Below are 21916 nucleotides of genomic sequence, written 5' to 3' on the forward strand. Positions count from 1 at the left end.
CGCATGGCACTGAAATTCGACACACACTTCGACCCTGCCTACGGCCAGGGCGTAGCCGTTGCACCCGACGTCCTTCGGATCACCGCCAGGAACCCAAGCCCGTTCACCTTTCACGGAACCAACAGCTATATCGTCGGACGTGAGACACTGGCGGTGATCGATCCCGGACCGGATGACGAGGCACATCTTAGAACACTGCTCGAAGCGATCGGGACCAGGCCGGTCAGCCATATCTTCGTCAGCCACACGCATCGCGACCATTCGCCGCTGGCGGCGCGGCTGAAGCAGCATACGGGTGCGGCGGTTCTGGCGGAAGGCCGACATCGTCCGGCGCGGCCGTTGCGTACCGGCGAGGTCAGTCCGCTCGATGCCAGCGCCGACACCGACTTTGCTCCTGGCATCGCGCTGCCAGACGATATGGTGATCGACGGCGACGGCTGGGCGATCCGGACGGTGCTGACGCCCGGCCATACCGCCAACCACGCAGCCTTTGCGCTGGAGGGAACCGGCATCCTTTTCTCGGCCGACCACGTCATGGCGTGGGCAACCACGATCGTCGCGCCGCCGGACGGCGCGATGGCGGACTACATGACATCGCTCGACCGGCTGATCGAACGCGACGACCGGCTGCTGCTGCCCGGCCATGGCGGGCCGGTGACCGAGCCGCGCAACTTCATGCGCGGATTGAAAACGCATCGCAAAATGCGCGAACGGGCAATTCTGGAGCGGATCAACAGCGGCGACCGGGCAATCAAGGACATGGTGGAGGTGATCTATCGAGACACCGACCCGCGCCTGCATGGCGCGGCCGGCCTGTCGGTACTTGCCCATCTGGAAGACCTGGTGGCGCGCGGCCTGGTCCACACCGACGGCGCGCCGGCTATCGACGGCATCTATTCGCCGGTAAAGTAGTACCCTCCCGATATCATTCCGCCGGCGCCACGCCCACCTGGCCGGCGACTTCCTGGTCGAGTTCGGCAAGGAAGTCCGTGATGCGCGCTGCATTGTCGCCAAGATCATGGCGGCCGTAACGCGAGGCCGAGCGCATATCGACGATGACCACGTCGCCGTCGTCGGTCACGCGGATGGCGACATCGGCGGGAAGGCCGAGCAGCAAGCTCTTGGCCAGCGCATCGACCGTCACGTCGCTTTGCCCTGCTGCGTCGGGAAATGGCGCCGTGAGCTGCCAGCCACGTCGATCGAGCACGGTTTTGACCGCCTCCAGAACGCGATCGAAAGGCAAGGTGTAGCTGCGTCCGGTAACAAGCGGATAAGCTTCGATTTGCAAGCGCTGCTCGCCGGGTGTCGGCGGCAAAAGCTCGTTCATGTCCTTTGTCCGGGTAGAAATATCGAGCGCCGGCGGGTCGTCCAGATCCGTCGAGATGTCGCGCAGCGGCGGATAAGTCGCCGCCCAATAGGCCGCGACGCCGTACGGGACGAGCACCAGAAGCGCCAGCAAGGCCCCGGCGGTCAGGTCCTGGCCGCCTCGATCGCCGAAATTCCACAGTCGCGCAAAGGCAAACCCGGCGAACAAAAGCGCAAATGCGGCCAGCAGGGCGACAATGCAAAGCACCCACAGGAATGCGGGCGTCTCGACGAGGTCATAGCGGTGGCCGATGAGAGCGGTCAGCAGCAGGATCGCCGAAAACACGCCGGCGCGCCGCGACCAACCGGCAGCCCTCGACGTTTGTCGCTCGGAAATTCCCGTCATTGTTTTCCGCGCTGCCCCAACCCGAACCAAGGCATAGTGCCTTTCAGCGGCGGCTTGAAGGCGCAAAGACGCCGCATCTCCGGTTAATCCGTCGGCAGGTGATAATCCCGGAACTGCTGGCGCAAGGTAATCTTCTGGATCTTGCCGGCAGCGGTGTGTGGGATTTCGCCGACAAAGGCGACGTCGTCCGGCATCCACCACTTCGCCACCTTGCCGTCCATGAAGGCGAGAATGTCGGTCTTGGTCGGCTCCCTGCCCGGCTTGCGGACGATTACGAGCAAAGGCCGCTCGCCCCATTTCGAATGCGGAATGCCGATGGCGGCGGCCTCCGCCACATCGGGATGGCCGACCGCGACGTTCTCGAGCTCTATGGTCGAGATCCATTCGCCGCCCGACTTGATCACGTCCTTGGCGCGGTCGGTGATCTGCATATAGCCGCCGGGATCGATGTGCGCGACGTCACCGGTATCGAACCAGCCGTCTTGATCGAACTGTTCGGATCCGGTGCCGCCATAATAGGCGCGCGCGACGGCCGGCCCGCGGACCTTGAGCCGGCCGAAGGTCTTGCCGTCCCATGGCAGTTCGTTGCCGGCATCGTCCGTCACCTTCATTTCGATGCCGAACGGTGTAAAGCCTTGTTTCTGCTGGACGCCGAGGCGGGCCTCGCCCTTCAGCCCGGCGTAATCCGGCTTCAGGGTGCACAGCGTGCCGAGGGGCGACATCTCGGTCATGCCCCAGGCGTGGACGACCTGGACATCGTAATTGTCCTGGAACTTCGTCGTGATCGCGCGTGGACAGGACGCGCCGCCTATGACGACTTTCTGGAGATAGGGAAGTTTCTTGCCGGTCTCTTCCAGATACTGGAGGAGCATCATCCATACCGTCGGCACGGCGGCGCTGAAGGTCACCTGCTCGGTGTCGAGCAGCTCGTAGAGCGAAGCGCCATCCATCTTGCAGCCCGGCATGACCAGCTTGGCGCCAATCATCGGCGCGCTCTGGGCAAGGCCCCAGGCGTTGGCGTGAAACATCGGCACGACCGGCAGTATGGTATCGCGCGACGACAGGCCCATAGCATCGGGCATGGCGGCGATCATGGCGTGCAGCACGTTCGAACGATGGCTGTAGAGGACACCCTTCGGGTCGCCCGTCGTGCCCGAGGTGTAGCACATGCCGGCGGCGGTGTTTTCATCGAATGTCTTCCAGGCGAAGTTGCCGTCGGCTTGAGCAAGCCATTCTTCGTAGGCAACCACATTGGGCAACGCTGTCTTCGGCAAATGCACCTTGTCGGTCAGCACAATAACCTGCTTCAGCGACTTGACCGCACCGGCGATCTTTTCGAGCAGCGGCAGGAAGGTCAGGTCGACAAAAACTGCCTTGTCCTCCGCATTGTTCATGATCCAGGTGATCTGCTCGGGAAAGAGCCGCGGGTTGAGCGTGTGATAGATCGCGCCGACACCCATGATGCCGTACCAGGCCTCGATGTGGCGCGCGGTGTTCCAGGCCAGGGTTGCGATGCGGTCGCCAAGCCCGAAACCATCACGATCGAGCCGCTCGGCGACCTTCAGGGCACGATGATGTATTTCGGCATATGTGCTGCGCACGATCGGCCCCTCGATCGAGCGCGACACGATCTCGCGTCTGCCGTGCTGCCTCTCGGCGTTGTCGATCAGCTTATGGCAAAGCAGCGGCCATTCCTGCATCAACCCGAGCATCTTGTTCCTCCCGTTATTTTTTGCGCCATTGTGAGACGAACCGGCGGATTGTCCAGCGGTGACCGGGCTAGAGCGGTGCATAGGGCGAAATGAGGCCGAATTCGCCACAATCCGGCCATGCTCGGCGTTAACGTTGATTAACGGGCGGGGCGCGATTGGCTAATAAAGAGGTGTCGCATGGACGCGCAGCTCGACGACGAAGCCCTCGAAGATACGCTTGCCGAAAGTCTGGCCGATCTGGTGGCAGCCGATGTGGCGCCGGCCGATCTGGTGCCCGACGCCAAAACCGTTTCCGAAGATGAATTCGTCGAGGTCGTCGGTGGCGCCCTCGAAGCGGTCGGCGGCACGCTCTTGTTCAAGATGTGCATCGAGAACGAGGGCGAAGCCCAGCACGTTGCCGCCGCATCGGTCGGCGATGGCGGCAATCGCCAGTTCCTGCTGCTCACCTTGCCGACCAGCGGTGGTTCGCTGAAGGTCGAGACCACCTCGAAAAGCACCAATCCGGTGGCCGGCATTGCCGCCGCCTATGCCGGGCTGATGGACGCCTTCCAGGCCGCCGCCTGAGTTTTCCGCGAAGCGGACGAAAGAGGCGAGACTTCCCCTCACGGGCGACACCCGCCTGGTGGCAGGCAGCTCTTGCGCGAGGCTCTTGCCAGACACATCTTGGGTTAGGCAAGGAGATCCGACATGGACCAGATCGCAAACCCGGCACCAGGCTTTCAGCGCAATCCGGGCAAGGTCATCACCGTCGAGCCTTATAAGGGCACCGTGACGGTGCGCGCCGGCGATGACGTCATCGCTTCGTCCAGCAAGGTCAAGGTGCTGACCGAATCGCCCTACCCTCCGGTTTTCTACATTCCGTTCGACGACATCGACTTCAACCAGCTTGGCAAAACCGAACACTCGACCCATTGCCCCTACAAGGGCGATGCCAGCTATTGGAGCGTGCTGCCCGCCGGCGATGCCGGCGAGGATGCGATGTGGGCCTATGAGCGGCCGTTCGACGAGATGTCAGACATTCGCGATCACGGCGCGTTCTATCCAAACAAGGTGACGATCGAGGCCACGCCCGGCTGATCAGTCGGTGGTGCCTTCATCGCCGATGCCGTCGGCATCGTCGAGCCGCACGAAGGTGAGGCCCTTCGCCTTCAGCGCCAGGAGGCCTTGCACCACGCCTTCGCCGGCCGCATGGGTTGGCTGGTTGATGTGAGCGATGATGACGTCGCCGTCCTTTGCCGCGGCAATGCGCCGGGCGGTCTCTTTTGCACCGAGCAATGAGCCGCCGTCGCCGTTGATCGAGAATCCGGCGATCTTGAAGCCAAGCTTGCGGATCATTGCGATTGCCGACGGGCTGTATTCAGCGGTTGCGCCGCGAAACCATTTCGGCGCCGGTTCGCCGGTCACGGCAAGAGCGGCAGCACCCGATTCGACCTCGGCCAGCACGGCCTCCGGGCTGCCGGCACTGCGAATGCCGTAGATCCTTTGCGGCGTGTCGACGGCCGGAACATGGCGGCCGCCATGGTTTTCCAATTCAAACAGTTCAGGATGCGCCCGCATGATCTCGACGGCGGCGGCGTTGTGCTTCAGCCAGATGCCGGTGACGAAAATGGTGGCGGGAATCTTGTTTTCCACCAGCGCCGAGAGAATCCTTGTATCGGTCCGCCCGCCGCAGGCATCGAGCGTCAGCGCGACGCGGCCGCTGCCCGCCTCGGCCTTGATGTGCAGCGTCGGTTCGACGAGCAACTGGGCGTTGCCGGGAGAGGCAGCCCACAGCGATATTGCAATGGCGCAAAAATGCTTTTGGAACAGGCGCATTGATTATTCCCAGGTCGCCGGATCAAAGTTGAAGGGCGACCCCAAGACCGGCATCAAGGCGGAAATCCGGACGATGCCCCTGCAAAAGCGTCGGCAGCGGCAATTTGACCCCCAGCCTGACCTTTGGCAAGCACGAGGTCACAATGCGTGCTCGACGTCCTTAACCGTACGTGAAAGGATCGCGCGCACCGCGTCGACAACCGCTTTGACCTCTAGTCGCCAGACGCAGCAAGCCTTGCTCGGATCGGGACGGCGGCACAGGTCCCTGGCTATGCACTCGCAAGGCATGGAGGGCCGCAGCGTATCACTGGCCACGCCGACAGGACCCCAGACGGCGGGGTCGGTCAGGCCGAAGAGGCCGACAACCGGCGTTCCCGCGGCGGCGGCCATGTGCATCGGGCCACTCTCGTTCCCCAGAAACAGGCGTGCCTGGCCGAGGACCGCCAGCAGCGTTGCCAGCGACAGCGCCCCGACCACGTTGACGACCGGCGAAGCGGCCTTGGCGACGATGCGCTCGGCGGATGCCCGTTCACCGGGGCCGCCGACAAGCAGGAAGTCCAACCCGGTCTGTCGCGAGAGCTCGTCGATCGCCAGCGCAAAACGTTCCGGTTGCCATTGCCGGCCCCGGAAGCTCGCTCCCGCATGAACGGCTATGAAGGCATTACGCCGGAGATGATGCCGGTCGAGAAGCGCCATTGCCTTGGCGGTCTCCAGCGGCAGCGGCTCAATCTTTGGGACCGGCGCGCGCAACTCCACGCCGAGTGCCTCAAGCGGCGAAAGATAGCGGTAGAGATAATGCTGACCACCAAAGCCAAACGGCTTGGCCAGGACGTTGGCGGGCTGGCGTTCCATCCAGCGCAACGGTTTTTCGGGAGGATCATATCCGACGCGGGTCTTGGCGTTGACGAGCCTGACGATGATGCGTGAGGTTTTGGAATCGGCCAGGTCGATGGTCAGGTCAAACCGGAGCCGGCGCAGAGCGCGCACCATCGCGTAAAGCTCGCGACCACGCTCCAGTGGGGTGCCACGCATCCGGGCGCGCCGGAACGCCACCACGTCCGAGGCGATGCCATGAGCCGTCAGGAAACTGGCAAAGCTCGCCTCGCAAAGGAACACGATCCTGGCCTTTGGATATTCGAGGCGCAGGTTTCTGGCGAGCGCCGAGGCGAGGACAAGATCGCCGATGAATTTCGTCTGGAGGATGAGAATCGAGCGGACGTGCGTGGGCTGGTTCTGCAACATCTGTTTCTGGCACCAGGGCGGGTTCGGGAGCCGGAAACTGGGCAGAAACGATGTCGGGATTTGGAGCCGTCACGCGCACGTTCGCGTGAATTTGGTTACAAATCGGTAAGGTCGGATGCTGGGTGGATTCCAACGCGTACCGCGGCCGTCTTTGCAGCCTGCGCGGCACACCTGTTCCAGATTGAGCAGATCAAAGTCGACGCGGCGATCCCAAAAAGCGCCATCAAAGCGCAAGGTCACAGTGCGTGCTTCGCGTCTGTAACGGCACGTGAAGGAGTCACGTCCACTGTACCAGCAACCGGTTGATCTCGAGCAGTCAAATGCAAGATTGGTCAGACCCGTCTTCACGACAGACTACTGCCACCTGGCTTCCGCCGTCGTGTGCGCCTCCTAGGAATCATGCTGTAATGACCCACTAGTTTACCGAGAGTTGCCCTGTGGCCTTTCCTGGCCTTGAGACGTCGACCACCAGACAAAATAAAGCGAACCCATCTTCATCACAGGCACGCGGCGGTCGCGTTCCCGGGCTCGCAACTCACGATAGGTCTTCATCTTCAGAGTGCCGCCAAGCAACCTGATACGCACTGCCATCGGTCCAACTCCCGTTGTGCAACGCAGCAATAGTGTGCAATGCGGTAAGTAGAGACCTTCCGTTACGGAAGAGTCAACAGCAGCATCATCGACTTATTTTGCGAGCTCGCCTGCGGAGGCTGAGCGGAGCCTTCCCAGGTGCATGCCAGGTCGGAAGAATTGGGACGTCACCCCGGCGGCTGATCGTCAATCAGTCGCTGGCGGTTCGACCACCAAGTGAAATAGATCCGACCGATCTTGACGACAGGTATGCGGCGGGCGCGCTCGCGATCGCGCAATTCGCGGTACACTTTCACCTTCAGCGTACCGCCCGGCATTCTGATACGTACTGCCATCGGTCCCCGCCTGATTGTGCAATGCAGCATCAAGACCTTCCATCGCGGAAGAGTCAACGCCTGCGCGCTGACTATTTCTGGGATTGTCGAGCGGTCTCGGAAGTTTGGCGCGCACGGCGGTTCCTGATCCAGCACCGAGGCATCAGTGCCGGGTCGGGATCGTCGGGTGCCCGGGCTATTTCCTGGGCGAGGACTTGTTGGGCGACGATGGGCGATCGGACATGCCGCTCGGCCACCAGATGACGAAATAATTGCCGACCTGCCAAACCGGCACCTCGCGCTTCTGCTCGCGCCGCCGCAGCTCGTCGCGTTTCTTGATCTTCAAAGTCCCGCCCGGAAGCCTGATTCTTATCGTCACCTGTCCTCCCGTACCCCCCAAGGTACGAACGATAGACTGGAACAGTTTCATCCCGGCTAAGGAATTTTTCGTCCAGGCCAAGCAATTCCGGGTCCGACAGACGCCGGACGCCGGAACGGGAGCGAGATCGCCGGAACCGGCTTCATTTGAAGAAGTCCGCAATGCCGTTGATGGCCAGCACCGCATAGACGATCGGTCCGGCGACAAATGCACAATAGAGGCAGAGGATCGCCGCCAGCACCAGCAGCAGCGGCTTGTCGCGACCGACGGCGCGGAGCTCGGACTTCAACGTCCAGCGCGCCGCAGCCGTTTGTTCATCATCAGACATGCTCACCATCCCGCGCCCATTTCACACGGCGGGTCGAAAACATCAACCTGCGCTTGCTGCGCGGAGCAATCTTCAAGCCCCCAGCTTCGCGGTCTGTACCGCCGCCTGCGCGGCGGCCAGCCTGGCTATCGGCACCCGGTAGGGCGAGCACGAGACGTAGTCGAGGCCGACCTTCTCGCAGAAATGGATCGAGGCCGGGTCGCCGCCATGTTCGCCGCAAATGCCGAGCTTGATGTCGGGCCGCGTCGTCCTGCCCTTCTCGGCCGCCATCCGTACCAGTTCGCCGACGCCCTCTATGTCGAGCGACACGAACGGATCCTGCTCGATGATGCCTTTTTGCCGGTAGGTCTCTAGGAACGAGGCCGCGTCGTCGCGCGAGATGCCGAAGGTGGTCTGGGTCAGATCGTTGGTGCCGAAAGAGAAGAATTCGGCCGCCTCGGCAATGACATGAGCGCGGATCGCGGCGCGCGGCAGTTCGATCATCGTGCCGGTAAGATAGGTGATCTTGACGCCGGTTTCCTCCATCACGCTCTTGGCGACGACATCGATGCGGGCCTTGACGAATTCGAGCTCCTTCGCCAGCCCGACCAGCGGCACCATGATCTCTGGGACCACCAACGCGCCGGCCTTCCTGCCGGCCTCGACCGCTGCCTCGAAAATGGCGCGCGCCTGCATCTCGGCGATTTCGGGATAGGAGACGGCAAGCCGGCAGCCGCGATGGCCGAGCATCGGATTGAACTCGTGCAGCGCTTCGGTGCGCCGCCTGAGCTTGTCCGGCGATACGTTCATGGCAGCGGCGACCTCGGCCACCTCCTCCTCGGTCTTCGGCAGGAATTCGTGCAGCGGCGGATCGAGCAGGCGGATCGTTACTGGCAGGCCGGCCATGATCTCGAACAGTTCGAGGAAATCGGAGCGCTGCATCGGCAACAGCTTGGCCAGCGCCGTTCGACGGTCCTTTTCCGTATCGGCCAGGATCATCTCGCGCATAGCAACGATGCGGTCGCCGTCGAAAAACATGTGCTCGGTGCGGCAAAGCCCGATGCCTTCGGCGCCGAAGGAGCGCGCCATGCGCGCATCGAGCGGCGTCTCGGCGTTTGTGCGCACCTTCATGCGGCGCGCGCCGTCGGCCCATTCCATGATGGCGGCGAAATCGCCCGAGAGTTCCGGCTGCAGCATCGGTACGGCGCCCTTCAGCACCTGGCCGTTGCCGCCGTCGATGGTGATGACGTCGCCCTTGCGGAAGGTCGCGCCCATCGCCATCAGCGTGCCGGCCTTGTAGTCGACGCGCAGCGAGCCGGCGCCCGATACACAAGGCTTGCCCATGCCGCGCGCCACAACGGCGGCGTGGCTGGTCATGCCGCCGCGCGTCGTCAGGACGCCTTCGGCCGCATGCATGCCGTGGATGTCTTCGGGGCTGGTCTCGATGCGCACCAGGATCGCCTTTCGGCCTTGTGTCTTGGCCTCCTCGGCGTCGTTCGAGGAAAACACGACCTCGCCGGTCGCAGCGCCCGGAGAGGCCGGCAGGCCGACGCCGATCACATCGCGCGCCGCCTTCGGATCAATCGTCGGATGCAGCAATTGGTCGAGCGAGGCCGGATCAATGCGAGCGACGGCCTCCTCGTTCGAAATCAGTCCATCCCTGGCCATGTCGACGGCAATCTTTAGCGCGGCCTTGGCGGTGCGTTTGCCGGATCTGGTCTGCAGCATCCACAATTTGCCGCGCTCGATGGTGAATTCGAGATCCTGCATGTCGCGGTAGTGCTTTTCCAGGCGGTCGGAGACGCTGACGAAAGCCTGGAAGGCCTCCGGCATCAGCTTCTGCAGCGACGGCTTGTCGGAGCCGGCGGCAATGCGTGCCGCCTCGGTGATGTTCTGCGGCGTGCGGATGCCGGCGACGACATCCTCGCCCTGGGCGTTGACCAGGAACTCGCCATAGAGCTGCTTTTCGCCGGTCGACGGATTGCGGGTGAAGGCAACGCCGGTGGCCGAGGTGTCGCCCATATTGCCGAAGACCATGGCCTGGACGTTGACTGCCGTGCCCCAGCTTTCGGGAATGTCGTGCAGGCGCCGGTAGGTGATCGCGCGGTTGTTCATCCAGCTGGAAAACACCGCGCCGATGGCGCCCCAGAGCTGCTCGTGCGGATCCTGCGGAAAGGGTTTACCAAGCTCCTCCTCGACTTTGGCCTTGTAGAGCGCGATCACGCCTTGCCATTCGATAGCTGTCAGCTCGGTGTCGAGCTCATAGCCGAGCCCGCCCTTCTGGTCTTCGAGGATTTCCTCGAAGACCTCATGGTCGAGGCCCATGACGACGTCGGAATACATCTGGATGAAACGGCGGTAACTGTCATAGGCGAACCGCGCATCGCCTGAATCGGCGGCCAGTGCTTCCACGGTTTCGTCGTTGAGGCCGAGATTGAGCACGGTGTCCATCATGCCGGGCATCGAAGCGCGGGCACCGGAGCGCACCGACACCAAAAGCAGTTTCGATGGATCGCCGAAACGGCGCCCGGTCAGCCGGCCGATATGGTCGAGGGCGACCGCAACGTCCGCTTCCAGCGAAGCCGGATAGACGTGGCCATTGGCGTAATAGGCGTTGCAGACCTCGGTGGTGATGGTGAACCCCGGTGGCACCGGCAGGCCCAGGCTGCACATTTCGGCAAGATTGGCGCCCTTGCCGCCGAGCAGATTGCGGTCGCCGGCACGGCCTTCCGCGGCGCCGTCGCCAAAGGTGTAGACCCACTTGGTCATGCTTGCTCCCCGGTTCCAGGAGATTGGAAATACAGACAAATCGAGCGATATGATGCTGCAGTGCGAAAGGCAAGGCATCGGCCAAGCCGGCCGGCCTCTACAATCGATTAAGGAAAAGCGGCACAGAAAAGACTTGCTTTTGGAAAGCTTTGTTGTAGAACATAACGAGAACAAAAGGCAGAACGATGAGAATGGCCGGAAAGCTCGATTATCTGCAAATGCCGGCGACAGGCGGAACGCTGGACAGCGTGAAGGCCTTCTACAGCGCAGCCTTCTCATGGTCGTTCACCGATTACGGGCCGACCTATTCAGCTTTTGCCGAAGGGCTGGACGGCGGTTTTCAGGCGGATGGCCAAGATGCGCCGGCCAAGCCGCTGCCCGTGATCTATTCCGAAAGGCTGGAGGAAACACTAAGCGCCGTCGAGAATGCCGGCGGCACCGTCGTCAAGACGATCTTTTCATTCCCCGGCGGCAGGCGGTTCCATTTCGTCGATCCGGCCGGCAATGAAATGGCGGTTTGGGGTGAATAGGTCCGTTCAAAGTGACGACTGCAAAACTGGCGGGTCGGTCGCGCATAGTCGATATGTCGGCATTGAGCTTTCTCGCGGCTCGTCCTATAAGGCCGCGCGCACAGCGGGCACGCTCCGGCTGTTGGGGCGTCGCCAAGTGGTAAGGCATCGGTTTTTGGTACCGACATTCCCAGGTTCGAATCCTGGCGCCCCAGCCAAGCGTACGGGGGTCCGATCCGCAGACATCGAGCAAAATGGCGTTTGCGCCCGCTGGCGTCGGTTGGCGAGCTTTTGAGGCTCAGGCTAAGCTATGATAAGGGGTGATTAGTAGGGCGAGTTGACTGCAAGAAGAGGGGAACGTTTGAGCCGCATTTTGGTAACGGTCATCGCAGCAATCTGCTTCACAATATCGACTGCTTCAGCCGGGCAGGGAGAGCAGCAAAACATCAATTACTTGGCACGTATGTCAGGTAGCAAATTGCATCGGGCTGCAGCAATTTCAGGTAACATCTATGGCGTATTGAAAAGGTGCCCGGCGCTGAGACCAAGCGAAAGTGGAAAAGCCATGATGGCTGTCTCCATCCTTTTGTACGACGGGCTAGATAAACACTTGGTGCCTAATCCGGCTAAATTCGAGAGGGCTATCCGCGTGTTTGAAGGCGCTTGCCGTAAGGCTGCTCTGAGTAAGGTTGCTTGCCAGGCCGCGAAGGCCAAGGACCCAGATAGTTACCGGTAAATGTCTGCCTTGGGGCCAAGAAAGGGCCAGGAGCGCCTAACCTACGCTTGGATTTACCGTGTGCAGGCGCGCAGGAAATACGGTGAATTACGTGAATTAGGTGACAGTGCACTCTTACCAAGACCCAGTTCCTCGTCGAGCATTGCCGTGTCACCGACGTCCTGACTTTCGATGCCTCCTGGCTGAAGGCTTCGCCGACAGATCGGCAAAGCCCGTCAAACCACAAATGAGGTAGGCGGCGAAGAACTAATGCGCTGTCACCGTAATTTCCCCGTGCCGTCGGGAGACGCAGAATCAAGCGTGCAGATAAGCAACCAAGGCCGAGTTCGATGAGGCTGGAGTTATATGGTAAAGCCGTCAGCGGTCGGTCCACCAACCGCTGGCGCGGGCGGCATCGAAGCACACTTTCCTAGGCTGGGGGCTTTTGAGCGCGGCTTTCAGAGCGGCAACGCCACGATTGTACTCTTTCGTTTTGTCATACTTCCCATCCTCAACAAGAAAGTCGCCAAAACGTCTGTCGTTATAGATCGATTGAGAGCAAAACAAATAAGCCGCCATCTGATATCCATGATCGAAGGCAACCGAGTTGGCGCGGGCGGCGGTTGGAACGAACGAGTTTGCGCAAATCACCATTGCCGCGACCGGCATCATGCGTACGCAAGACAATTTCATTGTTGTTGCCCTCTCCCAAGACGCAACGAACCTGCCGAAGTTTTTGCCTTGGTGCAAGACCGTCATGAAATCGTCCTCGAAGGAACTCGTGCTCCACATCCTTCTGTGCAAGCAGTCGCAGATCTCAACCGGCCGTGGCGTCAATAGCTGGTGAACCTGGCAAGATGCGCCGGATGAGGCAATCAGGTTCGAACGCCCGCGATCCTGCCTCTGCAGAATTTCCGGGTTTAAGTCTTATTGCTGCGGCGTGATCGCAAAGCCCGGAAGACCGGTGAAGTTCGCAACACGTCAAATTCTCGGCGACACTCTGACGTTACAGCCCGCCTGTATGCACCCCGCAATGGCTCAGATCTGTCTCGGTTCGGTCCACTCGGCGCCCAAAGAGGCGAAGTTTCCGGATCGAGGCGCATGGGCCACTGCGCCAGGACAGAGCGATCCGATCCGTGTCATACCGTCAGAGGCAAGACACTCGCAATTGGGGGAACAGATGAAGGAAGAGAACGACGTTGAGAGGCTGGTACGCACGCTGCGTGCTCGAGCACCTGATGACGCGGCGGTATTGCTGGCCCGAGAGTCTCCCGAGTTCATCCGGGACACACTAAAGTTGTTGCCAGACCGGCACGCCCGCAAGGTGGCGGAGCATTTGCCGCCGCATATGCGGCCCGTCAAGCCTCATGGCGATGGCAAGGACGTCGCGGTCCCCGAGTCGCTCATCGAACTGACGGACCCGATTCCCGCCAGCGTTCCCGTCGGCACGACAGTAGCCGCCGCAGTGCAGGCCGTCAGACGCACCCCGGTGCCGACCGAGCTCACTTATCTCTACATCACCGACCAGGGCGATAAACTGGTTGGCCTCGTGGTCCTGCGCGATCTGATGCTGAGCGAAGCGGACGCCACGGTGGATCAGATCATGCTGCCGAAGCCGTTCGCCCTCCCCGCCGATCTCTCTTTGAGCGACGCATGCAAGGCGGCGGTACGCCGTCACTACCCTGTCTATCCCGTGGTGGACGCGGAGAACCGGCTGCTCGGGCAGGTCCGCGGCTGGCGGCTGTTCGAGCAGCAAATCATCGAGATTTCCGCCCAGTCGGGCCAGATGGTGGGTGTCCAGAAGGAGGAGCGTTCTTTTACGCCCCTGTTTTCAGCCTTCTTGAAGCGGCATCCGTGGCTGCAGCTCAACCTACTGACGGCCTTCATGGCCGCTTTCGTGGTCAGCTCGTTCACAGGCACGATCGAGAAGATCGTCGCCCTGGCGGCATTCCTCCCGGTCTTGGCCGGGCAGAGCGGAAACACCGGCTGCCAGGCACTGGCTATGACGCTGCGTGGCCTTGCCCTTGGCGATGTGGACAAACGATCGAAGCTGCACCTGGTGATGAGGGAGGGCGCGCTCGGGATCGCCAACGGTGTGCTCGTCGGTCTTGTGGCGGCTGCGGCGATGTGGTTCTACGCCTCGCGGCAACCGGAGTCGGCGGCCCAGGCGCCCATGCTGGCACTCGTGATCCTGCTCGCCATGTCCGGATCGTGCCTCATGTCCGGAATCTCCGGCGTGCTGATCCCGCTGGGCCTGCGCCGGGTCGGCGCCGATCCGGCGGTCGCTTCGGCGATCTTTCTCACCACCGTGACCGACATTGTAGGCATGGGCCTGATGCTGGGGCTGGCCACTATGCTCGTGCTGTAGCAAGGCGCGTCCGGTGACGCGTCCCTGGTAGATGGGGTTCCTAGGCTGACCTCGTCGGCGGTCAACGAAATTTCGAAGGCCAGGCGTAATCGCGCAGGCCGTTGCGAGAAGCATCGCCCTGCGGCTTTCCGACCGCTTGCGTAACGCCACGGAAGACCTTTTGGATGAGCTATACGTGTCAGGCGGCGGCCAGATACGCGCAGAATCGTGCAAACAATATTAATCTTGTCGACTGTGCGATCCATCATTGATGATAATTTGAGTTAGTTGCCACCGGTGCCGAATACTTCAATCCTTTACAGCAACGCTTAGAGTATATTTGGTCAGCCGTCGCAGCAGGGGCACGAATGAACCCGATAGTTTGTTGCGCGGCTGCAACAGCTGTTGAAAACTCGGACGATTTCGTCAAAGTTCAGTCGCCTTTTTTCTTGTGGTCGTGCTAAGTCCTTCGCACTGGTCGGGTTTGGGGTGGTTCTCGGCATGCAATCTTCGTTTCGAACAATCGTCGGCTGCGCCGCGGCGCTGCTTTGTGGCGGCGCATTGCCGGCCGGCGCGCAGGGTCTTTTTTCGGCCTATGACGATGCTTTTTCAGCCCGCATCGGCAGTCCGTCGGACAACGGAACGCTCGCCCAATTCGTCACGGTTGCCGTCAACGCGGGACAATATGATCAGGCGATCTCCTCGATCGAGCAGTATCTGATCAAATATCCCCGCGACGCGCGCGCCCGGCTGGCGGCCAGCCGTTTGTACTATCATGTCGGCTCCTATGAATTGGCCCGGCGGCAGGTGCAGTACGGCATCGAGGTTGGGGGGCTGTCCGCGGCTGAGCAGCAGGAAGCTGCTCGCCTGCTTGCCCGCATCGAGCGCGCGTTGCGTGGCGTCACCTGGGAACTCGCCCTGACCGGCGGCGTGTTCAGCGCATTCACCGATTTTGAGCCGGGTGGGGCGCAGGACGACGACAGCTTCGTCTCGCCCTATGGGCGGGCGGAAGGCTTTGTGCGATGGGACCTCGGCACGCCAAGTGCCGACGCCCTCGTCCTTTCGGGTTCGTTGACGGCGACGCAGCGCTTTTTCACGGAAGACCTGTCGGTTCCGGGCAGCAAGGAGACTTTTGTCCACGGCAACGCCGCTATCACCTGGGACAAGGGGCTGCCCAATAGTGGGATCGATTCGCTGCGCCTGTTACTTTCGGCGTTTACCGTTACAGATCGTTTCGACAGCGACATCCAAGAAACCGGCATCGGCCTCAGTGGACGCTTTCTTGTGCGCCCGACCGTCGAGACGACGCTTTTTGCAGGCGGCGGCTACATCGATCTAAGCGCCTCGCAAGGCATTTTCGCCGATAGCAGGGTTTTCTATGAGGCAGGCGGCAGCTACCGCTTCCGCAATGGCCAGGCGCTCGGACTGCGCTTTGTCGGCTCGAATGACTTCGCCTCCGGATCTGGCGAAATCGGACACAGCTACACGGGCGAGATCCGCTATGGCGGCCTGTTGATGACCGTACCGGATCTTTTCGCATGGTCGCACCAGGTCGCGTTCTCGGCCGGCCACAGCAACACTCCCGATCTGTCCGTTGGCATCGGCACAAATATCAAGAGCGACTTCTGGCGCATTGCCTCGGAAAGCGATTTTCAGCTGACGGAGTCGCAGAAGATCAGCGTCGATCTCGCCTATCGCGAAACCAACTTCGACATCGCCAACCGCGACCGGAAATCGTTCGAAATGCTCATGAGCTACACGTTGACGCTCAATTGAAAGAGGCCGCGATGAGGACCCCGTACCGTCAGATCGCCATTTTTGTCGCCTGCCTTGCCATCGCGGCACCATCCGCCGCTGAAACGATCGGGTCGATGACGGCCTACCAGACCAACATCGTCCGCAACAACGGCGGGACAATGAACGTCGGTGCCGGCGTGGAACTCGGCGATCAGTTGCGCAGCGATCCCACTGGTCTTGGAATGCTGGTGTTCCGGGACGAATCGAGCGCCAAGATTGGTCCGAACACCAGCCTGACGATCGATGAATTCGTCTACAATCCGGGCTCCGGATCTGGAAAAATCGACATCGGGATGAACAGCGGCCTGGCCCGTTTTTATGGCGGCCAGGTTTCGAAAGGCGGCGTCATGCAGGTTGCGACGCCGCATATGGTGCTCGGGGCCAGAGGCGGCATCATCGAAGTGCTGGTGGCAGCCGGCCAGACCGTCGGCATACTGCGCGCCGGCCGCATGACCTGCACGATCAATGGCAAACGGCTGGTCATCACAAACCCGGGCTACGCCTGCACATCGGACGATGGCAAGCTGCTGACCGGCTACGGCGGCATCGACACCTTCCCGATATTGGACAGCATCGACCGGATAGCCGGCACCGGCCTGCCAGGCGCACCGGGTCCTGGATTGGATGTAAGCGCGATTTGTGCGTCGGCACTCGGCGGCTCGCTCAAAGTCTGCGAGTCCACCGACGGCGCATTGCCCGGAGTGGTCATGGAGTTCCCCGACAGCCTAACGCCACCTGTGGGCGGCGGGGTGAAGGATGATGGCGAGTGTGAGGGTGAAGGTTGCTGCTACTACTGCAATTAGGCCTGGCCGCACGACATGAGCCTCTTGGTCGGTTGGCGCTGGGCTGATTGGCGGCAAGCTGGCAGGCGCAAAATATCCGGTCTCCTGGTCGTGCTCTTGCTGCTCGCTTGCCATTTGGCTTTCGACGGGCCGCTGTCGCGCCTGCGCGAGCGTACCTACGACTTCTACCAGTTTCTCGCCCCGCGCCAGGCGACCAGCAATCCTGTCGTGATCGTCTCGATAGACGACGCCAGCCTCAAGGCACATGGGCGATGGCCCTGGAACCGTGGCCTCCTGGCCGATCTGGTCGATGGCATCACCGCATCCGGCGCCTCGGTGATCGGGCTTGCGCTGGTGCTGCCCGAGGCCGACACCTCGCCTGAGGGCATCGCCGGAGACAAGCGCCTGGCAGCGGCGCTGGCCAAAAACCGAACGGCGCTTGCCGTCAGCCTGGGCAACGAGGCGACAGTTTCAGAAGCAGAGCCCAAGGCCGGCTGGTCGATCGTCGGGCAAGTACCCGACACACTTCCCGGCTTCACCGGCCTGACCGGCTCGCTTGCCCAATTCTCGAACGCCGCCGCGGGCCTCGGCGTCATTCGCACCTTGCCCGATCCCGACGGCGTACTGCGCCATGTGCCGCTGCTGTGGCTTCGCAATACCGCTCAAGGCGTGCAGTTGTGGCCGTCCTTCGCACTCGAGCTCCTGCGCCTTTATGCCGGGCAGGACGGCTACATAGCCCGTTTGAATGCCGCCGGGTTCGATGCACTCAGGATGGCCGGTGCCATCGTGCCGCTCGAGCCGGAGGGGAGCATCCGCCTCTGGGAAACCACCACCGATACGCCACGCATATCTGCCAGCACTATCCTTTCGGGCGACAGTGATCAGCGGCTGCGGGATGCCATTGTCATTGTCGATCTGTCGGCCGTGGGACTGACGCAGTACCTGCCCACCCCGACACGTCCAGCGCGACCAGGCGCGGACATCCACGCCGATGCAATCGGCCAGTTGCTTGCCGGGCGCTACCTGGCGGAGCCAATGCACGCGCGCACGGTGGAGCGGCTCTGGTTTGTCCTCACTGCCATCATGTTCATCGGGCTTTCCGGAATGCTCGCCGAACGTGTCGTGCTTGGTGCCCTGGCTCTCGCGCTGCTGGCCGTCACGCCGTTCGTGTTCGGTGCTCTCGAATATAATATGCAGGGTACACTCTATGACCCGCTGCAGCCGGCGCTTGCGACGATCCTGGTAGCCGGCTTCGAAGGCTATGTCCTCTACAGGCGCAGCGAGCAGCGCCGGTCCACCCTGGCACGGCAGTTCTCCCAGTATCTGTCGCCTTCCGTGGTGCAGCGCCTCGCAAGCTCGGACACCGAAGCCATCCTGTCCGGCGAGAAGCGCGAGATCACAATCCTGCTCAGCGACATACGCGGTTTCACGACGATGAGCGAACAACTCGATACCCAGGAAATCGCAAAGGTGGTCAACCACTTCCTCGGCATTGCGACCGATGAGATCCTCAAGCGCGACGGCACCATCGACAAATTTATGGGCGATGCCGTGCTGGCCTTCTGGAACGCGCCGCTTGATCAGCCGGATCATCGCGAGCGCGCGCTCGACGCGGGGCTAGCCCTGATAGAACGGGTAAAGCGCGAAGACGCTGCTTTCACCGCCGACGGCCACCCCTCTATCGCAATCGGCGTCGCCATCGAGACCGGCATCTGCTCGGTAGGCAATTTCGGCTCCGAACGGCGCTTCGACTACACCGCGATCGGCTCGCCGGTGAACCGCACCGCACGGCTCGAATCGACGACCAAGAAGCTGCGCATCCCCCTGGTGCTTGGTCCCGGCTTTGCGAAGGGAGCATCGATGCCAGTTGTCCAGGCGGGCGCCTTTGAGCTCCAGGGTTTCAAGGGCGAGGTCCCGGTTTTCACCGTTCCGGAGATGCGCAAAGGCATGAGCCGCGAACAAGCGATTCAGAATGGCGAGCAATCTGGCGGCCCAGCCCTGGTGGACGGTTCACCGCTGTCCCCAAAAACAGCTCCTGATCCTGCACCCGGAAACTGATCGTCTCCAGCGGTGCGTGGGGTGCCGCCCACTCATGACCTGACTACCCGCTTCGGGAGGCCTCGCAAATTTGCGTGGCCTCCCCGGTTCGTCATTCGCCGCGCATGGTTGCCTGGAAGGCCGGTAGGTGCTTCTTCTGCGCCTCGAGCATTCTCTCGCGATAGACGCCATAAATGACGTCGGTGTCGTGCAGTGTGACGCCGGCAATCGTCGGCGAGGCGAAGACCGGCAGCTCGATGCCGCGCTTCGAAAGCGCCTCGGCGGTGCGGGCGATCAACTCATGCGCCAGGATCATCGCAAGCACGGTCGACGAACCGGAGACCGGCCGGCTCCAGCCCTCGACCGGCACGATGGCATCCTCGATCGGCGAGCAGGTGTCGATGACAAGGTCGGCGGCATCGGCAAGCCGCTTGCCGGAAGAGTGCGTCGCCGGCTTGTCGAGATTGTTCTTGCTGGTCACCGCAACGACAAAGATGCCGCGTTTTTTCGCGTAAAGCGCGGTGTCGATGCCGGACGAATTGCGGCCGCTGTGGCCGAAGATGATGATCGAATCGCCTTTGTTGAGCGGCTGGTGATCTAGGAATTTCTCGGCGTATTTCTCGGTCCGCTCCAGCCACAGAAGTTCGCGCACGCCGCCGGCGCCGAGCACATTATGCCACATGACACGCGGGTCGGTCAGCGGATTGAAGCCGACATAGCTGCCGTAGCGCGGAAACACTTCCTGAACCGGCAACACCGAGTGGCCAGAGCCGTAGAGATGAACCAAGCCACCGCTCTCGAGTGTGTCGGCAAAGCGGCTGGCCGCCTCACCAAAAGCTTCGGCATTGGCTTTCGAGGCCTGTTCGATGAGGGCGGCAAGGCGAGGTATGTAAAGATCGGACACGTCGGTACTCCTGTTATGGGTCGGCTTGGGTATGGCTCAGCTTCTTGCGGTTGGCGCGGCGCGACCGGCACGCAGCGTCGAGCGGATTTCGTAGCGGTCGCCACGCATGACCGAGACGGTGAATTCGAACGGGCCGCGCTCGTCGGTGGTGATGCGCTCGACCACGAAAGCGGGACTCCCCGCGGGCAGATCGAGCAACTCGGCATCCGCCGCCCCGACCGCACCGACACGGTAGTTTTCGCGTGCCGCGACCGGCACGATGCCGTAATGGCGCTCCAGCGCTTCGTAGAGCGAGCCCTGCAGCAGGCCGGCATCGAGAAAGCCGGGCACGCGCGCGGCCGAGAGCTGCGCCGTCTGGATACCGATCGGCTCGTTGTTGCCGAGCCTGAGCCGGCGGACGCGCACCACCGGGTCGCCTTCCTCGATCTCCAGCGCTCCGGCCGCGGCGGCATTGGCGGTGGTCAGGCTGCAGTCGAGCAAGCGCGAGCCCGCGACCACGCCCATATTGCCCATTTCCTGCGTGAAGCTGGTCAGTTCGCGGGTGCCGGCGACCAGCGTGGTGGAGCGCACGAAGGTGCCACGGCCATGTTCGCGCCTGAGCAGCCCGTGCTCCTCCAGATTGCGCAGCGCGTGGCGCAGCGTGATGCGGCTCACCCCGAACAGGGCGCACAGTCTGTCTTCGGCCGGAATCTGGTCGCCGGTTGCCCACTCGCCACTCTTGACGATGGCGCGGATGGCCTCTTCCACCTGATACCAGAGCGGCTCGGGCCTTCGGCGATCGGGTTGCTGGAAGCTCGGCTCGCTCATCTTATCTGCCTCCACTGTGCTCCGGCGAGACCGGCCAGAGAGGCGCCGACGAGACCGGCGCGGGAGCCGAATTCGCCGGACCGCAGAACGACGCCGCGCAGATGCGGCGGCAGCTGACGCCGCAATGCCGCAAGCAGCGGCGGCCCTATCACGTCCAGCGCATCGGCAAGGCCGCCGGAAATCAGGACTGCCTGGGGATCGAGCAGCGCGACCGCACCCGCAAGGGCGGTGCCCAGCCGGCGCGCCGGCAGCTCCAATACGTCAAGGGCGGCCGTCTTGCCAGCCCGGGCCGCCTCGACCAGCCTGCCGCCATTGGCCAGCCCGATCTGGCGTGCCGCGGCGTCGAACGCCCGCCCGGAAGCGAAGCGCTCCAGCCAGCCGCTGCGGTCCTCGCCTTCATCCTCGATCTCGGCGCAGGCCCAGCCGAATGAGCAGGCGCCGCCACGTGCGCCGGCGACGATGCGGTTGTTGGCCAGAACGGCGGAGCCGATGCCGGTGCCGATCGCCAGCAGGATGGCATCGGACAGGCCCTTTGCAGCACCTTCGACCGCTTCGGCCAGCATGGCCATCTGTGCGTCATTGCCAACGGACAAGCGCAGACGAGGAAACAACGCCGCGATGTCGACACCGTCGAGATAGGACAGGTTCGGAACCCAGTGACAGACCGAGCCTTCGACAAGCCCCGGCACCGCCAGGCCAAGGGCGTCGACCGGACCGGCCTCGGCGCGCAACGCGCCGATACGGGCGACGAAGGCATCAAGGCTTGCCGGCGCAGGCTCGCGGCTGAGCATCTCCAGCCAGCGAACATCGCCGGTATGGATTGCGGCGCGCAAATTGGTGCCGCCAAGATCGATGGCCAGAACGCGTGTCATCGAGAGCGGCTCCGATTGGCAGCCGCCCGGTCCTCGGCGCGCCAGTTCCTCACGGTGTCGTCGGCTCTGGTCGGCAGTGCGATACAGACCCCGGTGCACGCGACGGCGAAGCCGCCGATCAGGCTGGGCGCAGCGCGTCGATGAACCATGATCCGTCTCTCATTCGACATCGGCTTCCTTTGCGGCGGGGTAAGTGTCATTATAACGACATGACTTTGTTCGCAAGAGCTCTTGCGGCACGTTTGGGCATTTCCGGCAGTGATAAACAACCCTAGCTATCGCAGCTAATTATCTGTTTTCAATGAC

21 protein-coding genes and 1 tRNA gene are annotated in these 21916 nt (G+C 62.3%); 10 read left to right on the top strand and 12 right to left on the bottom strand.

Going from position 1 to position 21916, the window contains the following annotated elements:
- The first annotated feature begins 3 nt into the window (after positions 1 to 3).
- Positions 4 to 912, top strand: coding sequence for an MBL fold metallo-hydrolase (locus NKJ12_RS05385; RefSeq protein ID WP_352701510.1), 909 nt, complete (start codon positions 4 to 6; stop codon positions 910 to 912).
- Between the two features lie 13 nt (positions 913 to 925).
- Here NKJ12_RS05385 and NKJ12_RS05390 read toward each other — a convergent pair whose 3' ends face one another.
- Complete coding sequence (locus tag NKJ12_RS05390; RefSeq protein WP_352701512.1) at positions 926 to 1711, bottom strand: DUF1499 domain-containing protein; 786 nt, start codon at positions 1709 to 1711, stop codon at positions 926 to 928.
- Positions 1712 to 1794: 83 nt separating this feature from the next.
- The gene (locus NKJ12_RS05395) at positions 1795 to 3423 is read right to left on the bottom strand and encodes a fatty-acid--CoA ligase (protein WP_352701513.1); all 1629 of its coding nucleotides are present in this window, start codon (positions 3421 to 3423) and stop codon (positions 1795 to 1797) included.
- Positions 3424 to 3600: 177 nt separating this feature from the next.
- Between NKJ12_RS05395 and NKJ12_RS05400 the strand changes: the two genes are divergently transcribed.
- Both NKJ12_RS05400 and NKJ12_RS05405 read left to right on the top strand, forming a co-directional pair.
- The gene (locus tag NKJ12_RS05400) at positions 3601 to 3987 is read left to right on the top strand and encodes a hypothetical protein (protein ID WP_352701514.1); all 387 of its coding nucleotides are present in this window, start codon (positions 3601 to 3603) and stop codon (positions 3985 to 3987) included.
- Positions 3988 to 4110: 123 nt separating this feature from the next.
- Positions 4111 to 4500 (top strand): DUF427 domain-containing protein, encoded by a 390-nt coding sequence (locus tag NKJ12_RS05405; protein WP_352701515.1) that lies wholly within the window; start codon positions 4111 to 4113, stop codon positions 4498 to 4500.
- On the opposite strand, the gene NKJ12_RS05410 is transcribed toward NKJ12_RS05405, so the two are convergent.
- The 6 genes from NKJ12_RS05410 to ppdK all read right to left on the bottom strand — a co-directional run bounded on the left by NKJ12_RS05410 (position 4501) and on the right by ppdK (position 10840).
- Positions 4501 to 5238, bottom strand: a complete 738-nt coding sequence (locus NKJ12_RS05410; RefSeq protein ID WP_352701516.1) for a polysaccharide deacetylase family protein — start codon at positions 5236 to 5238, stop codon at positions 4501 to 4503.
- 138 nt (positions 5239 to 5376) lie between these two features.
- Entirely contained in the window at positions 5377 to 6480 is a 1104-nt protein-coding gene (locus NKJ12_RS05415) for a glycosyltransferase family 9 protein (protein ID WP_352701517.1), read from the bottom strand.
- Positions 6481 to 7238: 758 nt separating this feature from the next.
- Positions 7239 to 7406, bottom strand: a complete 168-nt coding sequence (locus tag NKJ12_RS05420) for a hypothetical protein (protein ID WP_352701518.1) — start codon at positions 7404 to 7406, stop codon at positions 7239 to 7241.
- Between the two features lie 175 nt (positions 7407 to 7581).
- Positions 7582 to 7764, bottom strand: coding sequence for a hypothetical protein (locus NKJ12_RS05425; protein ID WP_031194824.1), 183 nt, complete (start codon positions 7762 to 7764; stop codon positions 7582 to 7584).
- Between the two features lie 142 nt (positions 7765 to 7906).
- Entirely contained in the window at positions 7907 to 8092 is a 186-nt protein-coding gene (locus NKJ12_RS05430; protein ID WP_352701519.1) for a hypothetical protein, read from the bottom strand.
- A 72-nt stretch (positions 8093 to 8164) separates the two neighbouring features.
- A complete protein-coding gene (ppdK, locus tag NKJ12_RS05435; protein ID WP_352701520.1) occupies positions 8165 to 10840 on the bottom strand; it encodes a pyruvate, phosphate dikinase in 2676 nt (891 codons plus the stop codon).
- 185 nt (positions 10841 to 11025) lie between these two features.
- Between ppdK and NKJ12_RS05440 the strand changes: the two genes are divergently transcribed.
- The 3 genes from NKJ12_RS05440 to NKJ12_RS05450 all read left to right on the top strand — a co-directional run bounded on the left by NKJ12_RS05440 (position 11026) and on the right by NKJ12_RS05450 (position 12085).
- A complete protein-coding gene (locus tag NKJ12_RS05440; RefSeq protein ID WP_352701521.1) occupies positions 11026 to 11370 on the top strand; it encodes a VOC family protein in 345 nt (114 codons plus the stop codon).
- A gap of 122 nt (positions 11371 to 11492) precedes the next feature.
- Positions 11493 to 11567 (top strand) — tRNA-Gln (locus tag NKJ12_RS05445).
- Positions 11568 to 11710: 143 nt separating this feature from the next.
- Positions 11711 to 12085 (top strand): hypothetical protein, encoded by a 375-nt coding sequence (locus NKJ12_RS05450; protein ID WP_352701522.1) that lies wholly within the window; start codon positions 11711 to 11713, stop codon positions 12083 to 12085.
- A 357-nt stretch (positions 12086 to 12442) separates the two neighbouring features.
- Here NKJ12_RS05450 and NKJ12_RS05455 read toward each other — a convergent pair whose 3' ends face one another.
- A complete protein-coding gene (locus NKJ12_RS05455) occupies positions 12443 to 12823 on the bottom strand; it encodes a hypothetical protein (protein ID WP_352701523.1) in 381 nt (126 codons plus the stop codon).
- Positions 12824 to 13244: 421 nt separating this feature from the next.
- On the opposite strand from NKJ12_RS05455, the gene NKJ12_RS05460 reads away from it, so the two are divergent.
- The 4 genes from NKJ12_RS05460 (at position 13245) to NKJ12_RS05475 (ending at position 19048) form a co-directional block, all read left to right on the top strand.
- Positions 13245 to 14432 carry a magnesium transporter gene (locus NKJ12_RS05460; protein WP_352701524.1) on the top strand — a complete coding sequence of 396 codons (1188 nt, stop codon included), beginning with the start codon at positions 13245 to 13247 and terminating at the stop codon, positions 14430 to 14432.
- A 786-nt stretch (positions 14433 to 15218) separates the two neighbouring features.
- Complete coding sequence (locus NKJ12_RS05465; RefSeq protein ID WP_352701525.1) at positions 15219 to 16187, top strand: hypothetical protein; 969 nt, start codon at positions 15219 to 15221, stop codon at positions 16185 to 16187.
- An 11-nt stretch (positions 16188 to 16198) separates the two neighbouring features.
- Positions 16199 to 17011, top strand: a complete 813-nt coding sequence (locus NKJ12_RS05470) for a FecR family protein (RefSeq protein WP_352701526.1) — start codon at positions 16199 to 16201, stop codon at positions 17009 to 17011.
- 15 nt (positions 17012 to 17026) lie between these two features.
- On the top strand, positions 17027 to 19048 hold the full coding sequence (locus tag NKJ12_RS05475; RefSeq protein ID WP_352701527.1) for a CHASE2 domain-containing protein: 2022 nt from the start codon (positions 17027 to 17029) through the stop codon (positions 19046 to 19048).
- Positions 19049 to 19139: 91 nt separating this feature from the next.
- Here NKJ12_RS05475 and NKJ12_RS05480 read toward each other — a convergent pair whose 3' ends face one another.
- From NKJ12_RS05480 to NKJ12_RS05490, 3 genes are read right to left on the bottom strand one after another with little or no spacing between them, the layout of a single operon-like run.
- Positions 19140 to 19931 carry a sugar isomerase domain-containing protein gene (locus tag NKJ12_RS05480; protein WP_352689879.1) on the bottom strand — a complete coding sequence of 264 codons (792 nt, stop codon included), beginning with the start codon at positions 19929 to 19931 and terminating at the stop codon, positions 19140 to 19142.
- A 36-nt stretch (positions 19932 to 19967) separates the two neighbouring features.
- Positions 19968 to 20738 (bottom strand): GntR family transcriptional regulator, encoded by a 771-nt coding sequence (locus NKJ12_RS05485; RefSeq protein WP_352507657.1) that lies wholly within the window; start codon positions 20736 to 20738, stop codon positions 19968 to 19970.
- Positions 20735 to 21610: an ROK family protein gene (locus NKJ12_RS05490; protein ID WP_352701528.1), complete on the bottom strand. Its 876-nt coding sequence runs from the start codon at positions 21608 to 21610 to the stop codon at positions 20735 to 20737. Before NKJ12_RS05490 ends, NKJ12_RS05485 begins: the two co-directional genes overlap by 4 nt.
- Positions 21611 to 21916 lie beyond the last annotated feature (306 nt).

Origin of the sequence: Mesorhizobium sp. M0195, assembly GCF_040322115.1 — a bacterium.
In the GTDB taxonomy this organism is placed as follows: Bacteria; Pseudomonadota; Alphaproteobacteria; order Rhizobiales; family Rhizobiaceae; genus Mesorhizobium.

Coding starts and splice junctions, on each gene's coding strand:
- ppdK (WP_352701520.1), bottom strand. CDS start 10,840: ATGACCAAGTGGGTCTACACCTTTGGCGACGGCGCCGCGGAAGGCCGT.
- NKJ12_RS05410 (WP_352701516.1), bottom strand. CDS start 5,238: ATGCGCCTGTTCCAAAAGCATTTTTGCGCCATTGCAATATCGCTGTGG.
- NKJ12_RS05455 (WP_352701523.1), bottom strand. CDS start 12,823: ATGACGGTCTTGCACCAAGGCAAAAACTTCGGCAGGTTCGTTGCGTCT.
- NKJ12_RS05420 (WP_352701518.1), bottom strand. CDS start 7,406: ATGGCAGTACGTATCAGAATGCCGGGCGGTACGCTGAAGGTGAAAGTG.
- NKJ12_RS05390 (WP_352701512.1), bottom strand. CDS start 1,711: ATGACGGGAATTTCCGAGCGACAAACGTCGAGGGCTGCCGGTTGGTCG.
- NKJ12_RS05430 (WP_352701519.1), bottom strand. CDS start 8,092: ATGTCTGATGATGAACAAACGGCTGCGGCGCGCTGGACGTTGAAGTCC.
- NKJ12_RS05485 (WP_352507657.1), bottom strand. CDS start 20,738: ATGAGCGAGCCGAGCTTCCAGCAACCCGATCGCCGAAGGCCCGAGCCG.
- NKJ12_RS05475 (WP_352701527.1), top strand. CDS start 17,027: ATGAGCCTCTTGGTCGGTTGGCGCTGGGCTGATTGGCGGCAAGCTGGC.
- NKJ12_RS05470 (WP_352701526.1), top strand. CDS start 16,199: ATGAGGACCCCGTACCGTCAGATCGCCATTTTTGTCGCCTGCCTTGCC.
- NKJ12_RS05405 (WP_352701515.1), top strand. CDS start 4,111: ATGGACCAGATCGCAAACCCGGCACCAGGCTTTCAGCGCAATCCGGGC.
- NKJ12_RS05400 (WP_352701514.1), top strand. CDS start 3,601: ATGGACGCGCAGCTCGACGACGAAGCCCTCGAAGATACGCTTGCCGAA.
- NKJ12_RS05395 (WP_352701513.1), bottom strand. CDS start 3,423: ATGCTCGGGTTGATGCAGGAATGGCCGCTGCTTTGCCATAAGCTGATC.
- NKJ12_RS05490 (WP_352701528.1), bottom strand. CDS start 21,610: ATGACACGCGTTCTGGCCATCGATCTTGGCGGCACCAATTTGCGCGCC.
- NKJ12_RS05415 (WP_352701517.1), bottom strand. CDS start 6,480: ATGTTGCAGAACCAGCCCACGCACGTCCGCTCGATTCTCATCCTCCAG.
- NKJ12_RS05385 (WP_352701510.1), top strand. CDS start 4: ATGGCACTGAAATTCGACACACACTTCGACCCTGCCTACGGCCAGGGC.
- NKJ12_RS05460 (WP_352701524.1), top strand. CDS start 13,245: ATGAAGGAAGAGAACGACGTTGAGAGGCTGGTACGCACGCTGCGTGCT.
- NKJ12_RS05440 (WP_352701521.1), top strand. CDS start 11,026: ATGAGAATGGCCGGAAAGCTCGATTATCTGCAAATGCCGGCGACAGGC.